The organism is Thermosipho sp. 1244, assembly GCF_018588215.1.
Lineage (GTDB): Bacteria > Thermotogota > Thermotogae > Thermotogales > Fervidobacteriaceae > Thermosipho > Thermosipho affectus.
Genome location: NZ_LNGA01000012.1, coordinates 174,503 through 190,827, shown reverse-complemented (window position 1 = coordinate 190,827; position 16,325 = coordinate 174,503). Strand labels below are relative to the sequence as shown.

Below are 16,325 nucleotides of genomic sequence, written 5' to 3'. Positions count from 1 at the left end.
ATGATAAGTGGTTTGATATTGTTATCAATAGGAGTGTTACTATTATTTTCTATATTTTTTTCTTTTTCATTTTCTCTAATATTTTATTTTGGTCTTTTTATTGGAGTATTTGGTTTTTATAGGATAATAAAGGAATTTCCAAAAGGAGTTGCAGCTATTATATTGGGGATTATAATTATACTGCATGGTTTAAGTTATATAAAATTGACATTTTTTGATTTCATTTTGGTACTAGTCAGTGCTGGGCTAATAGAAGTAGGCTTAGGATATATTGTAAAGAAAAGGTAACTAAAATGTGATATAATAAAGATTGCAATAAAAATAAATGGAGGTGGGCTAATGGGTGCTGTTAATAAAAAAAGAACTCTTACTTTGATAGGACATAATAGTTGTGGTAAAAGCATACTTTTATCCGCTATGTTGGTAAATGGGGGAAAGATTGATAAAGTTGGAAATAAAGAAGTAGATTTTGATCCCATTGAAGCGGAAAGAGGCTCAAGTATTTCCTCGCACGTAGCAAAATTTGATTTTAATGGATATCAATTTACAGTTATTGATACACCGGGGTTTAGTGATTTTGTTGGTGATGTTATAAATGCAGTATTTGTGACTGAAAATATAGTTTCAGTGGTTAATGCAACTGCGGGAGTTGAAATTCAAACTGAAAGAACATGGAGTATAGCAGAGGAATTAAAAAAACCTATATCTGTGTTCATTAATCAAATGGATAAAGAAAGGGCAAATTTTGAAGAAGCATTGGAGAGTTTAAAAGAAAGATTTGAAAGAAAGTTTGTTCCAGTTTTTTATCCTGTAGGTAAAGAAGATAGTTTTACAGGTATTGTAAATGTATTTTCTGGGGAAGCATTTGTTTACGAAAATGGTAAGGCAAAAAAAATAGATATTCCTGATGAACTAAAGGATAAAGTGGAAGAGTTAAGAGCATCAATGATTGAGGATATAGTTTCTCTGGATGAGGAATTAATGGAAAGGTATTTTGCAGATGAAGATATTAGTTCTGATGAGCTTTTAAAGACTTTGAAAATTGGTTACAAAAATGGTGAAATTGTTCCAGTATTTTGTGGTTCTGCCGAAAAAAATATAGGCGTTGATAAATTTCTGGAAGTAATGTCAATTTTAGGTGTAAATCCATTAGAGGGAAATGCATATAAAGCAGTTCTTGAATCTGGAGATGATGTTGAGATTCTCCCATCGGAAGATGAGCCGGTTGTTGCATATACCTTTAAAGCGATAGTTGATCAATTTGTTGGAAAGTTGAGCTTTTTGAAAGTAATTAGTGGAAAATTAGCAGCTGGTGATACACTTGTTAATGTTAATAGAGGAGTAAACGAAAAAATTGGGCATATTTACTATCCTGTATTAAAAAATACCGAGGAAACTTCGGAAGCAACGTGTGGGGATATTATTGTTATTCCAAAATTGAAAGAGAGTGCCATTGGAGACACAATGACTCATAAAGATAGAAGATTAAAGATTGTATTACCTGAATTTCCAGAGCCAATGATTTCAAGAAGTATCAATCCAAAATCCAAGTCAGATATTGATAAAATTAGTAATGGACTTGCAAGACTTGCAGATTCTGATCCAACGTTTAGTTGGGAGTTTGATCCTGAAACTTCGGAAACAGTTATTTCGGGTATTGGAAATATCCATTTGGATGTAATGGTTGAAAGATTAAAAAACATATTTGGTGTAGATGTTGAAGTTGGAAAGCCAAAGATTGCATATAGAGAAACAATTACTGGAAAGGCGATTGGCGAACATAAACATAAGAAGCAAACAGGTGGACATGGTCAATATGGACATGTGAAAATTGAAATAGAGCCAGTTGAAAGAGGAAAGGGGTTTGAATTTGTTGATAAAATAGTTGGTGGGGTAATTCCAAAAAACTTTATTCCATCTGTTGAAAAAGGAATCAAAGAGGCTATGAAAAAGGGATCACTTGCAGGATTTCCTGTAGTTGATATTAGGGTTACATTGTTTGATGGTTCGTATCATGAAGTTGATTCTTCTGATATTTCTTTCCAAATAGCTGCAATACAGGCATTTAGGAAGGCTTTTGAACAAGCAAGACCCGTATTACTTGAACCTATAATGGAAGTTTCTGTATTTGTACCAGATGAAAATGCAGGAGATGTAATGGGAGAAATTAGTTCAAGAAGAGGTAGACCACATGGAATGGAACCTGCAGGAAAAGGAGTTACAAAGGTAACAGCTGAAGTGCCACTTGCAGAGATGTTGGATTTCTCGGGTAGACTTTCTTCTATCACAAGTGGTAGAGGATATTTCACTATGAAATTTTCGAAATATGATATTGTTCCGCCAAACGTTCAAGAAAAAATTATTCAAGAAAGAAAAAGAGAAATGGAACAAGAATAATGAGTTTTAAATCTTGCGGGGCTAAAAGCCCCGCATTTTTTTAAGGAATGATTGTAGGTTGTGTAGAAAAATTTATTTGGAGAAGAATATTTGGAGGTTGAATATGGAGAAGAAAAACAAACTTCTAAAATTTCTAATAGCGTTTATTATAGCAGTTTTAGTTATTTCGGAAATTTTGTTGTTTTCTTATTTTAATTTTTTATTAAAAAATGTATATGGTGTGGATGAATCATTGTTTTCAAATTTCAAGAGTTATGCTGCGTATTTGTTGAATAAAGTACCTATTCTAAATAGGTATGTAAAGTATGAGTCATTAAGTGTAAATGAACCCAAAAAGTACTTTACAGAAATATTTGAAAGTTATAAAAAAAATATAGAGGAATTAATTAAGCAATCGGAAGAAAAATTGAAAGAGGCAGAAAAATTAAGAAAACAAAACGAAATTTTATACAATTCGCTTAAAAGGATAGAGGATGAATGGAAAGAGAAAAAAATAAGTGAGGAATTATCCAAAACAAAAGTTTTTGATACTGCTAAGAATTTAAATAAATTAGTTGAAATTTTTAAAAATGGAGATGCGAATGAATTAGTATCGTTGATGAATAGTAAAGATGTGAATGTAGAGACATTAGCTGTAGTTTTTCAGCAGTTAGCTCCAGACTTAAGAAGTGAAATGGTACAAGCACTTGCAAAAGTAAATCCAACAAAAGCAGCGGCGGTTGTTAATAAAATTTACAATGTAAATGAAATTCTTAGTAATTTAAATGAAAAATTGGAATTTTTGAAAAAAGAGATTGATAAATTGTACACATTACAAAGTCAGTTGATATCACTTGAAGGATTCAACAAAGCAGTAAAAGGATATTTATCTTCATTAAGTGAAAACGAGATTTACTCAATGATTAATTTATATAAAGATTCTCCTAGAATTGTATATTATCTGCTATCTAATGTGGATGTCTCAATTGCAAAAAGGATTTTAAAACGTTTAAAAGATGAAAACGAGAAACTTTTTGTTGAGTTGATAAAATTAGGTGGTGGGATAGAATGAATCTTTTAAAACAACTTATTGCTAATAACGTTGAAATGAATCATGGTAAAAATGTAAAATTAAAAAGCCAAAAAGAAAGTAATAGCGCTTTTAAGCAATTAGTAGAGGAAAAAAAGAAAATTTTTGGAAAAACAGTTTCAAAAGAAATATTAAGGCTACAAGATGAACCTTTTGTAGATGAAAAAAAATTACTAAAGCGTGTTATAGAAAGTTTGGAAACTTCTGTGAGTACTAAAAACTTAACAGAAGACGTTAAAGATAAGTTTTCAAATGTTGTTTTCGAAAGAAAAAATGGAGAGAATTCAAAAAAGAAAGAATATAAATTTAGTAATATGGATGGTAAAAAAGAAATTTTACCACGAGACGAAAAAAACATGCTGCAAGAAAAAAAGTTAGTTAATACTTTTGAGAAAAAGGAAATCTTAGAGTTAGACAGATTAAAGTTGGAAAGATCAGATGAAAAAAACGTAAAAAATAGTGTTTTAAGAAAGATGATTAGTGATATAAAGGAAAATGATGAAAAGTTACTCGTCTTAAAAAGTAAAAAAGACGGAAAAGTAAAAATTATAAATAAAGTTTTTGTTGAAAATGATATTGTTGAAAAGAAAGATTTTATAAAAGAAGATACATATACTTTAAAAAAAGAAATTACAAAATTAAAAAAGGAACCATTGGAAACAGGGAAAGATCAGAAGTTTTTTGATATCTCAAAGAAAGATGAGAAATTAAAAAATTTACAGAGAAATGTTATAGAGAATAAAATAGTTGAAAAGAGTAAAGTAATTGAAAAAAAGGAGGATATATCTCCTTTCCATTCAATAGAAAAAACTTATTTGAATGTAAAAGAATATGTAAATGAACTCAATGAAGATAAAAATCTTCAAGGTGCTTCTATTAGTAATATTAAGAAAGATATTATATGTGAAAATACGAAAAGTACAAAAGGTTATGACAAAAAGAAGAATATAATTCTAAATTTTTCAAAGAAGATGGATGTTAGAAATATCAAAGCTGTTAAATATAGTAAAGCTAAAGAAGTGAAAAAACTGGATGTTCCTGCAAAGGTAAGCAAAGAGGTAGAAAAAACAGAAACTAAGATAAATTTAAAAGTGCAAGAAGTTATAACGAATTTTTTAGAAAAGTTAGAAGGGAAAGAATCTTATCTTTTAGAACACAATCAAGTGAGCTTAAATTTAAATGTGGATATTAAGGATTTAAGATTGTTGTGTGAAAATGTAAAACATTTAAAAAATATTAAAATAAAAGATGTGAAGTTACCAAAGGACATCCAACCCAAGATTAAAGTAATTTTCATAAATAAGAATAACCTAGAAAAAACGTTATTAAAAAAAGATGTAATATTGAATAGAAATATAATTTTAAATAAAAAAAAGGATGTAGTTTACTTTTTTAAAGACAAAATATTTAGAATTGGAAATAAGACTATAAATTCTTTAATATTAATACCTATTTCTATGACAAATGAGAAATTATCCCCCATAATTAGAGAAAAAAATCCTCCAAAGACAAATGAAATTAATAGAAGAGTTAAGATTTTAGAACGGTTTATTAGGGAAAACAATGTTTTTTTGAAGAATAATATAAAAGGGGATAGTGAACATAAGTTGAAAATAGAATTTATTTTTGAAAGCGAAAGAAATATAAAAAAACAAGTATCACATAAGGAAGTTAATCCAAAAATTTCCAATGAAATTTTCAAATATCAAGCAAGAAAATTATATAAGATGCCAAAATATGAAGAAGTGCATACGAAAATTGATCTTTTGAATAATACAGAGAAGACGGACAATTTACATGTAATTAGAACAGAACTAGAATCTCAAAATAGAAACATAGAGGAAATTTACAAAAAAATTACGGAGATGATAGAAAATAAAGGAAGTTATAAGGAAAAAGCAATAATTGATTTAAAACATCCAGCTTTTGGAAAACTTGAGATTAATTTGGAAAAAGTGGATGACGAAGTAGTTATAAGATTTGTTTTTGAAAATAAAGAATCAAGAGATATTGTAGAAAAAGGATTACACAATTTAAGGGAAAGATTTAATAATATAGGGCTTGAAATCAAAGAATATTCTTTTGAAGTTAAAGAAGAACAAGAATGGTATGAAGAAGAAAAACAAGACAAAGGAAATGAACAAAATAAAAAGCAAAAAAAGAGGTGGGTGAAAGATAATGATGAACTGGATACAAATGAATAATATTTATCCAATGGAAAATGCAAAAAATCACGGTGTAAAAAAAGAGTTAGATAAGGAAGCGTTTTTAGAACTATTAGTTACTCAATTAAAAAATCAGGATCCTTTAGAACCATTAAAAGATAGGGAGTTTATTGCTCAAATGACGCAGTTATCTACACTTGAACAAATTACCAATATGAGTGAGTCAGTTCAAAAATTTGTTGAAAGTTCAGCATCGTTGTATAGAGCACAAGTTTCATCTATGGTGGGAAAGTATGCTGTTGTAAAGTCGAATATTATTGAGTTAAAAAACGGTGTGACAAATACCCAAGTTTTTAAATTAGAAGAACCTTCGCATGTAATTTTAAAGATATACGATGAAAATGGGAAAATTGTTAAAGAGGAAGACCTTGGAAATTTGGAAGCAGGTATGCAGACCTTTTTATGGGACGGTAGGAACAATGACGGAGTTGCTTTATCAGATGGAATTTATAATTTTGAACTTTATACGGTACAACCAGATGGAAGCTTAAGTGAAATTTCAGCTATGGATGGTGGAAAGGTTGAAGCGGTGCAGTTTAAAGATAATGATGTATATGTACTTGTGAATGGGAATTTGTATCCGATAAATTCAATAATAGAAATTTCTGAAGAGGGGTGAAATAGATGATAAGATCAATTTACAGTGGAGTGACTGGTCTTCAAGGATTTCAACAAGCTATTGATGTCGTAGGAAATAATATTGCAAATGTCAGTACAATAGGTTTTAAAGCATCGCGTGTGACTTATGCAACAACTTTTTCTCAGGTTTTGGAGTTGTCAAAAAGGGCAACAGAGCTTACAGGTGGGACAAATCCAAAACAAATAGGCTATGGTGTAAAAGTTGCATCAATAGATAAGATAATGTCTCAAGGGAGCTTTCAAAATACGGGGAAAAAAACTGATCTTGCAATTCAAGGAGATGGTTTTTTTATTCTAAGAGATGGTACAGGAAAGACATACTATACTAGAGCGGGGAACTTTGATTTAGATGTGAATGGTACAATTATACAACCAACTTCTGGGTTAAAATTGCAGGGATGGATAGCCGAACCAGATCCAGAATCTGGCAAAAGATATGTAGATACAAATAAACCAATATCAGATATCCAAATTTCTGCGGGACTTTCTATGTCTGCAAAGAAGACTACTTCTATGACTGTGGCAAATAATTTAGATGCAAGAGTTGGCCCAGGTAAAACTGTTATGACATTGTCTGGTTATGGAGGAACTTCTGTAAATGTAAAGATAATTTTCGACAGAGATAAGGGAGGTTTACAGGATCCATTTGCGGATTATCAAATTTATAGAGCAAAAGTATACAGTGGAACAGATGATAATATCGATGGAGAGATATATATGAAATTTGACAAGTTTGGTAATGTTGTACAATCTGGTGCAATAAAGCAAAAGTTGAGTGTTACAGCAACAACTGATGGAAGTGTTAATTTAAGTGGAATAGGTCAGGAGGATGGAAATTACACATTCATTATCAGAGATTCTAGTGGCAAAATTTTGGATGTTCAAACTGCTAGTGTAAGTTCAGGAACTGCAATTGTTGCTTCTGATCAAATAAAGAATGGTAGTGATTATGTGATAGAAATTGCAAAAGATGTTGTTGATCTTGCAACTCCTGGATTCATCGCATCAACGGAAAATGGAACGGTGGTTTCAACTAATCAGTTGGATTTCACATATAACGGAGCAGATATTTCTTCCAATGCAAAAGTGTTTGTTAGAGATTCAAACGGTAATTTGGTTGCGCAATATGATTTTACTTCTGGTTTGATAAATGGTACAAACTATAGTTTGACGGGTGTTTTTGATCCAGCAGAGACTTATACAGTGGAAGTTTATAACGGTTCGACTGTAAATAGTCTAGTAGTTCCTGGAAGTGGTGAACCTAGATTTTACGAAGCGGATAATCCTACTAATTTTTCTGTTGCAGATTTTAATTCACCATTTTATACAACATCGGTACAGGTATATGATACGCTTGGTAACGCGTATACATTATATATAGATTTCGTAAAACTTTCTGCAAATTACAACGATGGTTCTGCAAATTATAAAAATGCTTGGGCATTTAGAGTAAGGAGTGCTTCGGGAGAGAATGTAAAATATTTAAGTAATTACGATACAGGACAAGAGATAACAAGTGGTACAACTGGTGTTATGACTTTTGATGAGAGCGGAAGGTATACAGGATTGTATGCTTTTGATCCAATAACTGGTCAGATAAATCGTGGAGAATCTATTGATGCAATTAAATTTAATGCTGCAGAAAACGGAGATGGGGAAGTAAAAATTAAGTTGAATCTGACTGGTATAACGCAGTTTGCTGCAACTTCTGATGCTTATGTTGTTGAACAAAACGGAAATGCTCAAGGTACTTTGGAGTCTTTCTCAATTGCAGAAAATGGAGATATAATTGGTACATTTAGTAATGGACTTACTGATAAACTTGGGAAGGTAGCACTTGCTATTTTTAATAATCCTGCGGGTCTTTTGGAGGCAGGAAACTCTCTTTACACGGAAAGTGCGAATAGTGGAAGCGCAATAATCAGACAACCTGGATTTGGAGGTTCTGGTGCATTGATTTCTGGAGCACTTGAAATGTCAAATGTAGATTTGTCCGAAGAGTTTACAAAATTAATAATTGCTCAGAGAGGTTTTCAAGCAAATGCAAGAGTTGTAACTACTGCTGATCAAATTCTTCAAGAAGTAGTGAATTTAAGACGATAAAATAAGGGGTGAAATGTATTATCTTACTTACTTTTTTAAATAAGAAAAAATTTTATCTTAATGCAGAGTACATTGAAAAAGTAGAAGCTTTGCCTGATACAACTATTACACTCTACAATGGGAAAAAGTATATTGTATTGGAAAGTGTGGAGGAAGTAATTGAAAAAATAATAGAATATAGAAAAAAAATTTTGAGTATTCCCCCTTTATATAAGGATGGTGAGGAATAATGGATATAGCATTACTGGGTGGTATGGGTTTGGCCTTTATTATGGTTATTTATGGTATTATATCCGGTGGAGGTGACTTTGCGGCTTTTATCAATATCCCATCAATAGTTATAGTTATTGGTGGTTCGATAGGTGCTGCAGTTGCTGCAAATCCTAAAGATATAGCTTTTAAATTTGTCCAAGTTGCACTAGAATCTTTAAAAGAACCAAAGACTGACTATGTAAATCTTTTGAAAACTTTGGTTTCGTTATCCGAAAAAGCTAGAAGGGAAGGACTTTTATCCCTAGAGGAAAATATTGAGCAACTTGAAGATCCATTTATGAAAAAAGGGTTACAATTATTGGTTGATGGTACTGAACCAGAAGTTTTAAAGTCTATGATGGAAATTGAAATAGAGGTTGCTTCAAGTGAAATGAATTTGAAAAAAGGGTTATTTGATGCAATTGGTGCATATGCCCCTGCTTTTGGTATGATAGGTACTTTGATTGGTTTAATACAAATGCTTAAAAGTTTGAATGATCCAAATTCTCTAGGTCCATCGATGGCAGTTGCACTTATTACTACACTATACGGTTCAATAATGGCTAATGCCTTTGCGTTGCCAATTTCAGAGAAAATAGGAAAAAGAATATTAAATATGGAATTAGAAAAAAACATGATATTAGAAGGTATTTTATCAATTCAAGCTGGAGAAAATCCAAGAATATTAGAAGAAAAATTAAAGGCGTTCTTACCTCAAGCGGCTAAAGCACAATACGAGGCATCTACTCAGGAGGCAAGTGCATAATGGCTAAAAAGCAAGAATGTCCAAAAGGTGCCCCTTTGTGGATGACCACATATGGTGATATGGTTACGTTGTTGCTGACATTTTTTGTGTTGCTCTTTGCAATGTCTAGTATTAGTCCAGGTAAGTTTCAACAAGTTGCGGTGGGTTTAACATCGGCTTTAAATGGAAATCCCCCAAGTGTTTTAACTGGTGGAAAATCTTTACAAACAGAACCATTAATTTCACAAAATCCTGGGGTTTATCAGGAGATTTTAAGGATATCAGAGGAATACAAAGGAAAGGTAACTGTACAGGAAAAGGATGAAGGTACATTAATTACAATTAGTGATTTGGATATATTTGAACCAGGTAGTGCAAGGTTAACTGCTGAAGCAAAAAAACTTTTGGAAAAATTGGGGACTGTGATAATTGAACATACTACTAATGTTCTCGAAGTATATGGTTTTGCAAATGAAATACCTTTGCCGGAGAATTCTATATATTTTTCCAATTGGCATCTCAGTGCTGCACGGGCTTCTAGCGTTGTTCTTTTCTTTACAACAGAATTAAAACAGAAACGCTCATTAGAAAGAATAGCGGATATTCAGTTAGGAAGGTTTGACCCAGATTACTATTATGCACCTGAGAGGTTTGTGCCAATAGGGAAGGGTGATGTTGAAATACAAAAAGAAATAAAGGCATTGAGAAATTTATATGAATTTAAACTTGAAGAGATGAGAAAAAAATTAGTTGCAGGTGAAATTACGAGAAACGAGTGGAATAATTTTGTTGCAAAACTCACTCAAGAAACCGATCAGAAAATCGTGGATTTAAGGCAAAAATATAGAAGAATTGATATTTTGATAAAGAGAGAATTAGCAAAATAGGAGGGGTTCAAATGCCAGAGGAAGAAATTCAAGAAGCTCAGCCAAAGAAAAAAAAGGGAATAATGGGATTGCTAATGCCAATTTTGATACCTTTAGTTATATCGTTAGTGGTAAGTGTTGCAGTGGTTATGTTTTTGGGCAATAACACTCAACCACAAGCTGCAAAGGAAACTACTCAATCTGAAACTACTTCTGCAGTTCCTATAAAAGCAGTTGTTATTCAGCCAGGAACTTATCAGACGTTTATGTTAAAAGGTGGAAAGGAAGTTGCTGTTATTGACTCGCTTTCGTTTAAGGTGGGAAGTGATCAATGTAGAAGTCTAATTGCAGAAAAGAATGATGAAATCATGGATGCTTTAATGCTTATTTTTCTTAGTAAAGAGAGAACAGAAATAAATACACCTGCAGGGATAGAACTTTTGAAAAAACAAATAAAAAATGCCGTGAATGAAATAACAGGATTTGTTGGTGAAAAAGAAAAACAAGGAGTGATAGATGTATATCTTTATATAAAAGCTGTTAGCTCTGTACAGTAATTGAGGTGATAATATGTCTGATGTTTTAAGTCAGGAAGAAATAGATAGGTTATTACAGGCTGTAAATCAAGGAGAAGTATCGATTGAAGAGGTAAAAAAAGAGGAAGAAGAGAAAAAAGTTAGAACTTACGATTTTCTAAGACCTAGGAAATTTTCCAAAGAACAAGAAAGAACATTGCAGATGCTCCATGAGAATTTTGCAAGAAGTTTATCGACGTATTTTTCTGGTAGGTTGAGAAGTTTTGTTGCGGTTGATCTTGTAAGTATTGACCAAATGACATATGATGAGTTTATAAAGTCGATAAAAAATCCTTCCTTTATTACTGTGTTTTCTGCAAAGGAATTTGTTGGAAGTGCTGTACTGGATATAGATTTAGAGATTTTTTACGGTATTTTGGAAATTTTACTAGGAGGTCCAGGAACTTCTGTTGAGTTAAATAGACCTCCAACAGGAACTGAAATAGAAGTTATGAGAAAAGAAGTTGTAAATATATTGACAAATTTATCACAGGCGTGGAATAGTGTTTATTCTTTTGTTCCTGTTATTGAAGCTATTGAAACAAACCCACAATTTGTTCAAGTGGTGGCGTTAAATGAAATGGTTTTGGTGATAACATTTTTTGTAAATATTGGTAAACTTGAGGGGTATATAAATGTCTGTTGGCCTTCTTCATTGGTAGAGCCAATTGGAGAAAAACTAACTACCCAGAGTTGGTTTAAAACAAAACAAAAAATTGTTTCCGAAGAGGATATGAAAGCTTTAAGAGAGAATCTTGCAAGAACAATTGTGGAGTTATCTGCAACTATTGGAGAAACTAACTTGACACTTTGGGATATTTTAAATCTTGAGGTTGGTGATGTAATACGTTTAAATACTTTTAAAGAGGATCCTCTAAAGATAAAACTAAATGGGAAGGATAAATTTCTTGGGGTTCCAGGCGTTTTTAAAGGAAGGTATGCAGTTAGAATTGCAAAGGTGTTAGATGAGGAGGAGATAAAATGATGGGAGATGAACAATTTCTTTCGCAAGAAGAGTTGGACTCTCTTTTGAATCAAATAGATGATTCGCAAAATGAACTAACTGATCTTGAAAAAGATATGTTTGGTGAAATTGGGAATATAATAATGGGTAGTGGGACTACTGCCTTATCAACACTCCTTGGAAGGAAAGTTGATATAACTGTTCCTACAGTTGAAATGAAGAAACTCAAAGAAATAAGAAAAGAGGTTAAAGGTAAAAATGCGGTAGTTTCGATAAATTTTGTAGGAGAAATAGAAGGATTAAATGCCTTGGTTTTACCACAGATTGCAGTGGCAAGGATTGCAAATATTATGATGGGGGGTACTGGAGAAGTAGAATCAGAAGAAGTGGATGAAATATCATTGAGTGCAGTCTCTGAAGCAATGAATCAAATGATGGGAGCAGCAGCAACTTCTCTTTCAGATATGTTAAAAAAACCAGTGGATATAACACCTCCGGTTGTTGAATTGTTAGATTTTGATGATGAAAATGTTAAATTTCCACCTGTAGTTACTAACGAGGATGATGTTGTTGCAAAGGTTAATTTTAATCTTATAATCGAGGGGTTAGAACCTGCTGCCTTCTTTTTAACAATGTCACCACCTTTTGTAAAGAAATTGTATAAGATGTTATTTGGTAGTACTGAAACGGTACAAGAGGAAAAACAGTCTCCACCGCAGCCACAACCGCAAGTTAATAATCAATCTGGAAAGCCATCGATGGGAATGGTTACTTCTGAAAATGTTCAGAAAAATCCAGTTGCGGTTTCACCAGCTCAATTTCAATCTTTTGAAAGTGGAGAAACTGTAAAAAGTGGTACACAAATTCCGGACAGGATTCAAGCACTTTTAGATATTCCTTTAAATGTTGTTGTGGAATTAGGAAAAACGAAATTAACTTTAAAACAAGTTATGGAACTTTCTGTAGGTTCGTTGATTGAACTTGATAAATTGACAGGTGAACCTGTGGATATTATAGTTAATGGGAAACTTATTGCAAGGGGTGAAGTCGTAGTAATAGATGAAAATTTTGGTGTAAGAATTACGGAAATTGTGAGTCCACAAGAAAGATTTTACACTTTAGAATAAAAAAGGCTTCGGAAGATCCGAAGCCTTTTTTATTTTTTCTTTGATTTAGCTGCTATTGAAAGGGACCAAAATAGCCCTCCAAATAAAACTACACCTGCAAAAATCATAAATATTATAGCACTTATGCTCATTTTGTCTCCTCCCTTTAAATTTCCTTCTTATAGTATTCACTGTCCTTTGAAGGAATTTTTGAAAGAATAATAGCTATAATCGGAGTTGCAATTAGTATTGCAAAACCAGTTAATAATGCCCAAGTTGGGTAACCCCCATATGGTTCTTTAATCTCATCTATTAATGTTAAAACAAGAACAGCTATAAGTGCAGTTGGAATTATGAATTTTAACGATAAATTAAACCATTTTCCGATCTTTATTTCTGAAACTTTGTTGATATAATTTCTGAGTTTTTCCGCACCAAAAACCCAACCAATGATTATTGATTCCAAAATTCCAACAATTAATAATGCATATATACTAAGGAAGTGATCAATGATATCAAGCCAATACAGACCTCCTTGCGTGGAGAAAAGAAGTCCACATAGGAATCCAAATATTGAAAATCCTATTAGAAATGCCTTTTTGTTTGTTTTGAATTTATCAGATGCTGCTGCTTCTACCGATTCAACTAGCGAGAAAGCAGAATCAATACCAAGTGTTAATAACATTAAAAAGAAAGCAAGACCAATAATTGATTGGATAATCATACCACCTGGGAATAAAGAGATAGCTTTTGGATAAACTACAAATGCGAGTCCAATTCCACCTTTTACAACTTCATTGACAGGACTTCCAGTTTGTAAAGCCATGTAACCTAGCACTGAAAATACGGCAATTCCAGCAAGAAATGATGTAGCAGAGTTTCCCAATGCCGTAATTATAGCGTTGTTTGCAATGTCTTCATCTTTTTTGTTGTAACTTCCATATGCGATCATTATACCAAACGCCAAACTAAGCGTGAAGAATATTTGGCCAAATGCATTGGCCCAAACTCTTGGATCTGCAAGCTTTGCAAAATTTGGTTCAAATAGGTAATTTAATCCTTGTGCTGCACCATCTAAAGTAATACCTCTGATTCCAAGTAAAATTAATAAAACTACGGGTAATGGAACTGTCCATACAACTGTTTTTCCAACTGATGCTGTGCCTTTTCTTAAAATAAAGTAAATCCATAACCATGTAAGTATAAGTCCAATTAATATTGGCCATCTTATGGCACCTAATTCACCAGGACCATTGGATATTTTTAGAAAATTTCCAAAGAAAAAGTTGCTTGGATTGTCTTTCCATGCAACACCGAAAGAGTAATAAAGGTAGTTAAATATGTATGCCATTATAACATTGTAATAGAATGTTATTAATGCACCAGTTATAACAGCCCACCAACCGATAAATTCTGCACCTTTTTTTATTTTTGTCATGGATTTTGGGGCACTGCTTTGAAATTTTTGTCCAATAGCAAATTCAGCCATAAGTAGTGGAATTCCTGCTAAAAATAAAGCAATAAAGTACGGAACGTAAAAAGCACCTCCACCATTTGAATAGGCCATGTAAGGAAATCTCCAAGCATTCCCAAGTCCGGCAGCAGAACCAATTGCCGCAAGTACAAAAGCCCATCTTGAACCCCACTTTTGTCTAGCCATAAAATCCCTCCTTTGTTAAGGTTGTGAAAACATTTGTAACTTTTAAGAAATTTTCTTATAAATAATATAACATATTTAACATGGAAAAATCAAATAAAAAAATCCGTTCTAAAAAAACGGATTTTTAAAAATTTTTTGTTAATTTTGTATTTACATAATGATGTATTTTTTGAATTATTATAAAATAACCCCTCACTTTGAGGGGTTATATAGATATTTTTTCCAGGATTTTATCACATATTAAACCTTTAAAACCAGGTTCATTTGAAAGTTCGCTGAGTAATCGAACTAAACTAAAAAATACGTCTTTAGGTACAATTGAAGATACGGATAATAGATTTTTAGAAATAGTTTCCACGTTGTTGATTAAATTTTTGGCTTCATCTTCTGTCAAATTTGTCAAGAAATCAATTATTCTTAAAATTAAAGAGTTTGCATCATGTAATTCTAGATTCTTTGGTATTTTTCCATTAATAATGACTTCTCTTGCGGTAGGAATATTAGAAGTGATATTCTCTATAAAGATTTTTGCAGCTTCTGGGCCTAAAATTCCAGATGCGAGTTGGTATCCATATAGTTTTTTTTCATCCTCAGTTAGATTTTTTAAAACATTTCCTAATTTGTACCAACTTCTAGGGCTTGGTTTTAATGTAGTTTTTAAAGATATATAATTTGAAGTATGAAGAAATTCTGGATTTTTCTCTATAAATTCTATTATTTCGTCTGATAAATTATTATTTTTGGCCCAATTGATCCACTCAGTTGTATCTGGTGAAACTTCTAAGATAAAAAATCTTGATAAAAAGGCGGGATCAGTTATTAAATCTACTTGATCATATTCTTCATCTGGTGGATTCATAGAAGCTACTATCCATGTTCCTTTTGGAAGAATATGATTGTGAATACGCTTATCAATTAAGAGTTGCATTATTGCATTTCTTATGCTTCTGTGAGAGCGGTTTATTTCATCTAAAAAAATTATGGTATTTTCGTCTTCAGGCCACCAATCTGGTGCCAAAAAAACTGTTTTATTATTTTCTCTTGAAGGAAGCCCTATTAAATCTCCAGGTTCCATTTGGGATAGTACAAGTATGATTAGTTTTCTGTTCGTTTCTTTTGCAATTTCTTTTATTATGTCAGTTTTTCCTACACCGAAATGACCTATTAGAAGTGGAATTTCGTTACTTTCCATTATTTTTTTCGATAGTATTTTGGCTTCTTCCAGCGTCAAATTGTACACCTCCTAATTCGACTAAGAGATCTTCAATAAAAGTTTCTTCTTTAAAGGTTTCAGTAAGGCTGTAAATGTATTTCCTTCCCTTCTTTTTTCTTTTTATAACACCATTCATAAGTAATTGTTTTATAATGTTTGTTGAATCTTTTCCTCTGATTCCATCGATTTCCTTTTTGGTAGCGTTTTTTGTTGATGCAAGAAAAATAACAATTTCAAGTTGAGAAGTTGAGAGAGTACTCAAAGAACGCCTTTTAACCACTTTTTCAACATATGTTGAAAATTTTTTCTTTGTAAAAAATTTTATATATCCATCTATGTTTCTTAATTCTATACCTGATTCTTCGTTTAGATTGTATTTTTTTTCTAGCTTTTTAATTATTTCTTCTAATTTTTTTTCGTCTATTTGTGTTATTTCAATTATCTTTTCTTTTTGAATACCTTTTGAAGCAAAAATTAATGATTCGACTATTGCTATTTTTTCCACATCCAT

The 16,325-nt window shown here is 32.0% G+C and carries 16 protein-coding genes; 12 read left to right on the top strand and 4 right to left on the bottom strand.

All coding sequences use genetic code 11. The features are described 5' to 3' along the window. The 12 genes from AS157_RS02905 (at window position 1) to fliY (ending at window position 12,962) form a co-directional block, all read left to right on the top strand. Complete coding sequence (locus AS157_RS02905) at window positions 1–288, top strand: hypothetical protein (protein WP_077289745.1); 288 nt, start codon at window positions 1–3, stop codon at window positions 286–288. 51 nt (window positions 289–339) lie between these two features. Beyond that, window positions 340–2,397 (top strand): elongation factor G, encoded by a 2,058-nt coding sequence (fusA, locus tag AS157_RS02900; RefSeq protein WP_077289746.1) that lies wholly within the window; start codon window positions 340–342, stop codon window positions 2,395–2,397. A gap of 103 nt (window positions 2,398–2,500) precedes the next feature. Next, window positions 2,501–3,448: a hypothetical protein gene (locus AS157_RS02895; protein ID WP_077289747.1), complete on the top strand. Its 948-nt coding sequence runs from the start codon at window positions 2,501–2,503 to the stop codon at window positions 3,446–3,448. Beyond that, window positions 3,445–5,670, top strand: coding sequence for a flagellar hook-length control protein FliK (gene fliK / locus AS157_RS02890; protein ID WP_077289748.1), 2,226 nt, complete (start codon window positions 3,445–3,447; stop codon window positions 5,668–5,670). Before AS157_RS02895 ends, fliK begins: the two co-directional genes overlap by 4 nt. Beyond that, window positions 5,648–6,310 carry a flagellar hook assembly protein FlgD gene (locus AS157_RS02885; RefSeq protein WP_250880016.1) on the top strand — a complete coding sequence of 221 codons (663 nt, stop codon included), beginning with the start codon at window positions 5,648–5,650 and terminating at the stop codon, window positions 6,308–6,310. The genes fliK and AS157_RS02885 overlap by 23 nt, the downstream gene beginning before the upstream one ends. A gap of 5 nt (window positions 6,311–6,315) precedes the next feature. Continuing rightward, window positions 6,316–8,433, top strand: a complete 2,118-nt coding sequence (locus tag AS157_RS02880) for a flagellar hook-basal body complex protein (RefSeq protein ID WP_077289750.1) — start codon at window positions 6,316–6,318, stop codon at window positions 8,431–8,433. Window positions 8,434–8,450: 17 nt separating this feature from the next. Further along, entirely contained in the window at window positions 8,451–8,663 is a 213-nt protein-coding gene (locus tag AS157_RS02875) for a flagellar FlbD family protein (RefSeq protein WP_077289898.1), read from the top strand. Then, window positions 8,663–9,451, top strand: a complete 789-nt coding sequence (locus AS157_RS02870) for a motility protein A (protein WP_075666314.1) — start codon at window positions 8,663–8,665, stop codon at window positions 9,449–9,451. The genes AS157_RS02875 and AS157_RS02870 overlap by 1 nt, the downstream gene beginning before the upstream one ends. Then, a complete protein-coding gene (locus AS157_RS02865) occupies window positions 9,451–10,317 on the top strand; it encodes a flagellar motor protein MotB (protein WP_077289751.1) in 867 nt (288 codons plus the stop codon). The genes AS157_RS02870 and AS157_RS02865 overlap by 1 nt, the downstream gene beginning before the upstream one ends. A gap of 11 nt (window positions 10,318–10,328) precedes the next feature. Continuing rightward, complete coding sequence (locus AS157_RS02860) at window positions 10,329–10,853, top strand: flagellar basal body-associated FliL family protein (protein ID WP_077289752.1); 525 nt, start codon at window positions 10,329–10,331, stop codon at window positions 10,851–10,853. A gap of 13 nt (window positions 10,854–10,866) precedes the next feature. Beyond that, entirely contained in the window at window positions 10,867–11,856 is a 990-nt protein-coding gene (fliM, locus tag AS157_RS02855; protein WP_077289753.1) for a flagellar motor switch protein FliM, read from the top strand. Then, entirely contained in the window at window positions 11,856–12,962 is a 1,107-nt protein-coding gene (gene fliY / locus AS157_RS02850; RefSeq protein ID WP_077289899.1) for a flagellar motor switch phosphatase FliY, read from the top strand. Before fliM ends, fliY begins: the two co-directional genes overlap by 1 nt. A gap of 29 nt (window positions 12,963–12,991) precedes the next feature. On the opposite strand, the gene AS157_RS02845 is transcribed toward fliY, so the two are convergent. The 4 genes from AS157_RS02845 to scpB all read right to left on the bottom strand — a co-directional run bounded on the left by AS157_RS02845 (window position 12,992) and on the right by scpB (window position 16,325). Beyond that, on the bottom strand, window positions 12,992–13,093 hold the full coding sequence (locus AS157_RS02845) for a MetS family NSS transporter small subunit (protein ID WP_143609009.1): 102 nt from the start codon (window positions 13,091–13,093) through the stop codon (window positions 12,992–12,994). Between the two features lie 14 nt (window positions 13,094–13,107). Next, complete coding sequence (locus tag AS157_RS02840; RefSeq protein ID WP_077289754.1) at window positions 13,108–14,601, bottom strand: sodium-dependent transporter; 1,494 nt, start codon at window positions 14,599–14,601, stop codon at window positions 13,108–13,110. Window positions 14,602–14,806: 205 nt separating this feature from the next. Next, entirely contained in the window at window positions 14,807–15,832 is a 1,026-nt protein-coding gene (locus AS157_RS02835) for an AAA family ATPase (protein ID WP_077289755.1), read from the bottom strand. Next, window positions 15,783–16,325 carry an SMC-Scp complex subunit ScpB gene (gene scpB / locus AS157_RS02830; protein WP_077289756.1) on the bottom strand — a complete coding sequence of 181 codons (543 nt, stop codon included), beginning with the start codon at window positions 16,323–16,325 and terminating at the stop codon, window positions 15,783–15,785. The genes AS157_RS02835 and scpB overlap by 50 nt, the downstream gene beginning before the upstream one ends.

Excerpts from the sequence above, each read along its gene's own strand:
- fusA (WP_077289746.1), top strand. The coding sequence starts at position 340 with ATGGGTGCTGTTAATAAAAAAAGAACTCTTACTTTGATAGGACATAAT.
- AS157_RS02870 (WP_075666314.1), top strand. The coding sequence starts at position 8,663 with ATGGATATAGCATTACTGGGTGGTATGGGTTTGGCCTTTATTATGGTT.
- AS157_RS02845 (WP_143609009.1), bottom strand. The coding sequence starts at position 13,093 with ATGAGCATAAGTGCTATAATATTTATGATTTTTGCAGGTGTAGTTTTA.
- fliY (WP_077289899.1), top strand. The coding sequence starts at position 11,856 with ATGGGAGATGAACAATTTCTTTCGCAAGAAGAGTTGGACTCTCTTTTG.
- AS157_RS02840 (WP_077289754.1), bottom strand. The coding sequence starts at position 14,601 with ATGGCTAGACAAAAGTGGGGTTCAAGATGGGCTTTTGTACTTGCGGCA.
- AS157_RS02880 (WP_077289750.1), top strand. The coding sequence starts at position 6,316 with ATGATAAGATCAATTTACAGTGGAGTGACTGGTCTTCAAGGATTTCAA.
- AS157_RS02895 (WP_077289747.1), top strand. The coding sequence starts at position 2,501 with ATGGAGAAGAAAAACAAACTTCTAAAATTTCTAATAGCGTTTATTATA.
- AS157_RS02905 (WP_077289745.1), top strand. The coding sequence starts at position 1 with ATGATAAGTGGTTTGATATTGTTATCAATAGGAGTGTTACTATTATTT.
- AS157_RS02860 (WP_077289752.1), top strand. The coding sequence starts at position 10,329 with ATGCCAGAGGAAGAAATTCAAGAAGCTCAGCCAAAGAAAAAAAAGGGA.
- fliM (WP_077289753.1), top strand. The coding sequence starts at position 10,867 with ATGTCTGATGTTTTAAGTCAGGAAGAAATAGATAGGTTATTACAGGCT.
- AS157_RS02865 (WP_077289751.1), top strand. The coding sequence starts at position 9,451 with ATGGCTAAAAAGCAAGAATGTCCAAAAGGTGCCCCTTTGTGGATGACC.
- AS157_RS02885 (WP_250880016.1), top strand. The coding sequence starts at position 5,648 with ATGAACTGGATACAAATGAATAATATTTATCCAATGGAAAATGCAAAA.
- scpB (WP_077289756.1), bottom strand. The coding sequence starts at position 16,325 with ATGGATGTGGAAAAAATAGCAATAGTCGAATCATTAATTTTTGCTTCA.
- fliK (WP_077289748.1), top strand. The coding sequence starts at position 3,445 with ATGAATCTTTTAAAACAACTTATTGCTAATAACGTTGAAATGAATCAT.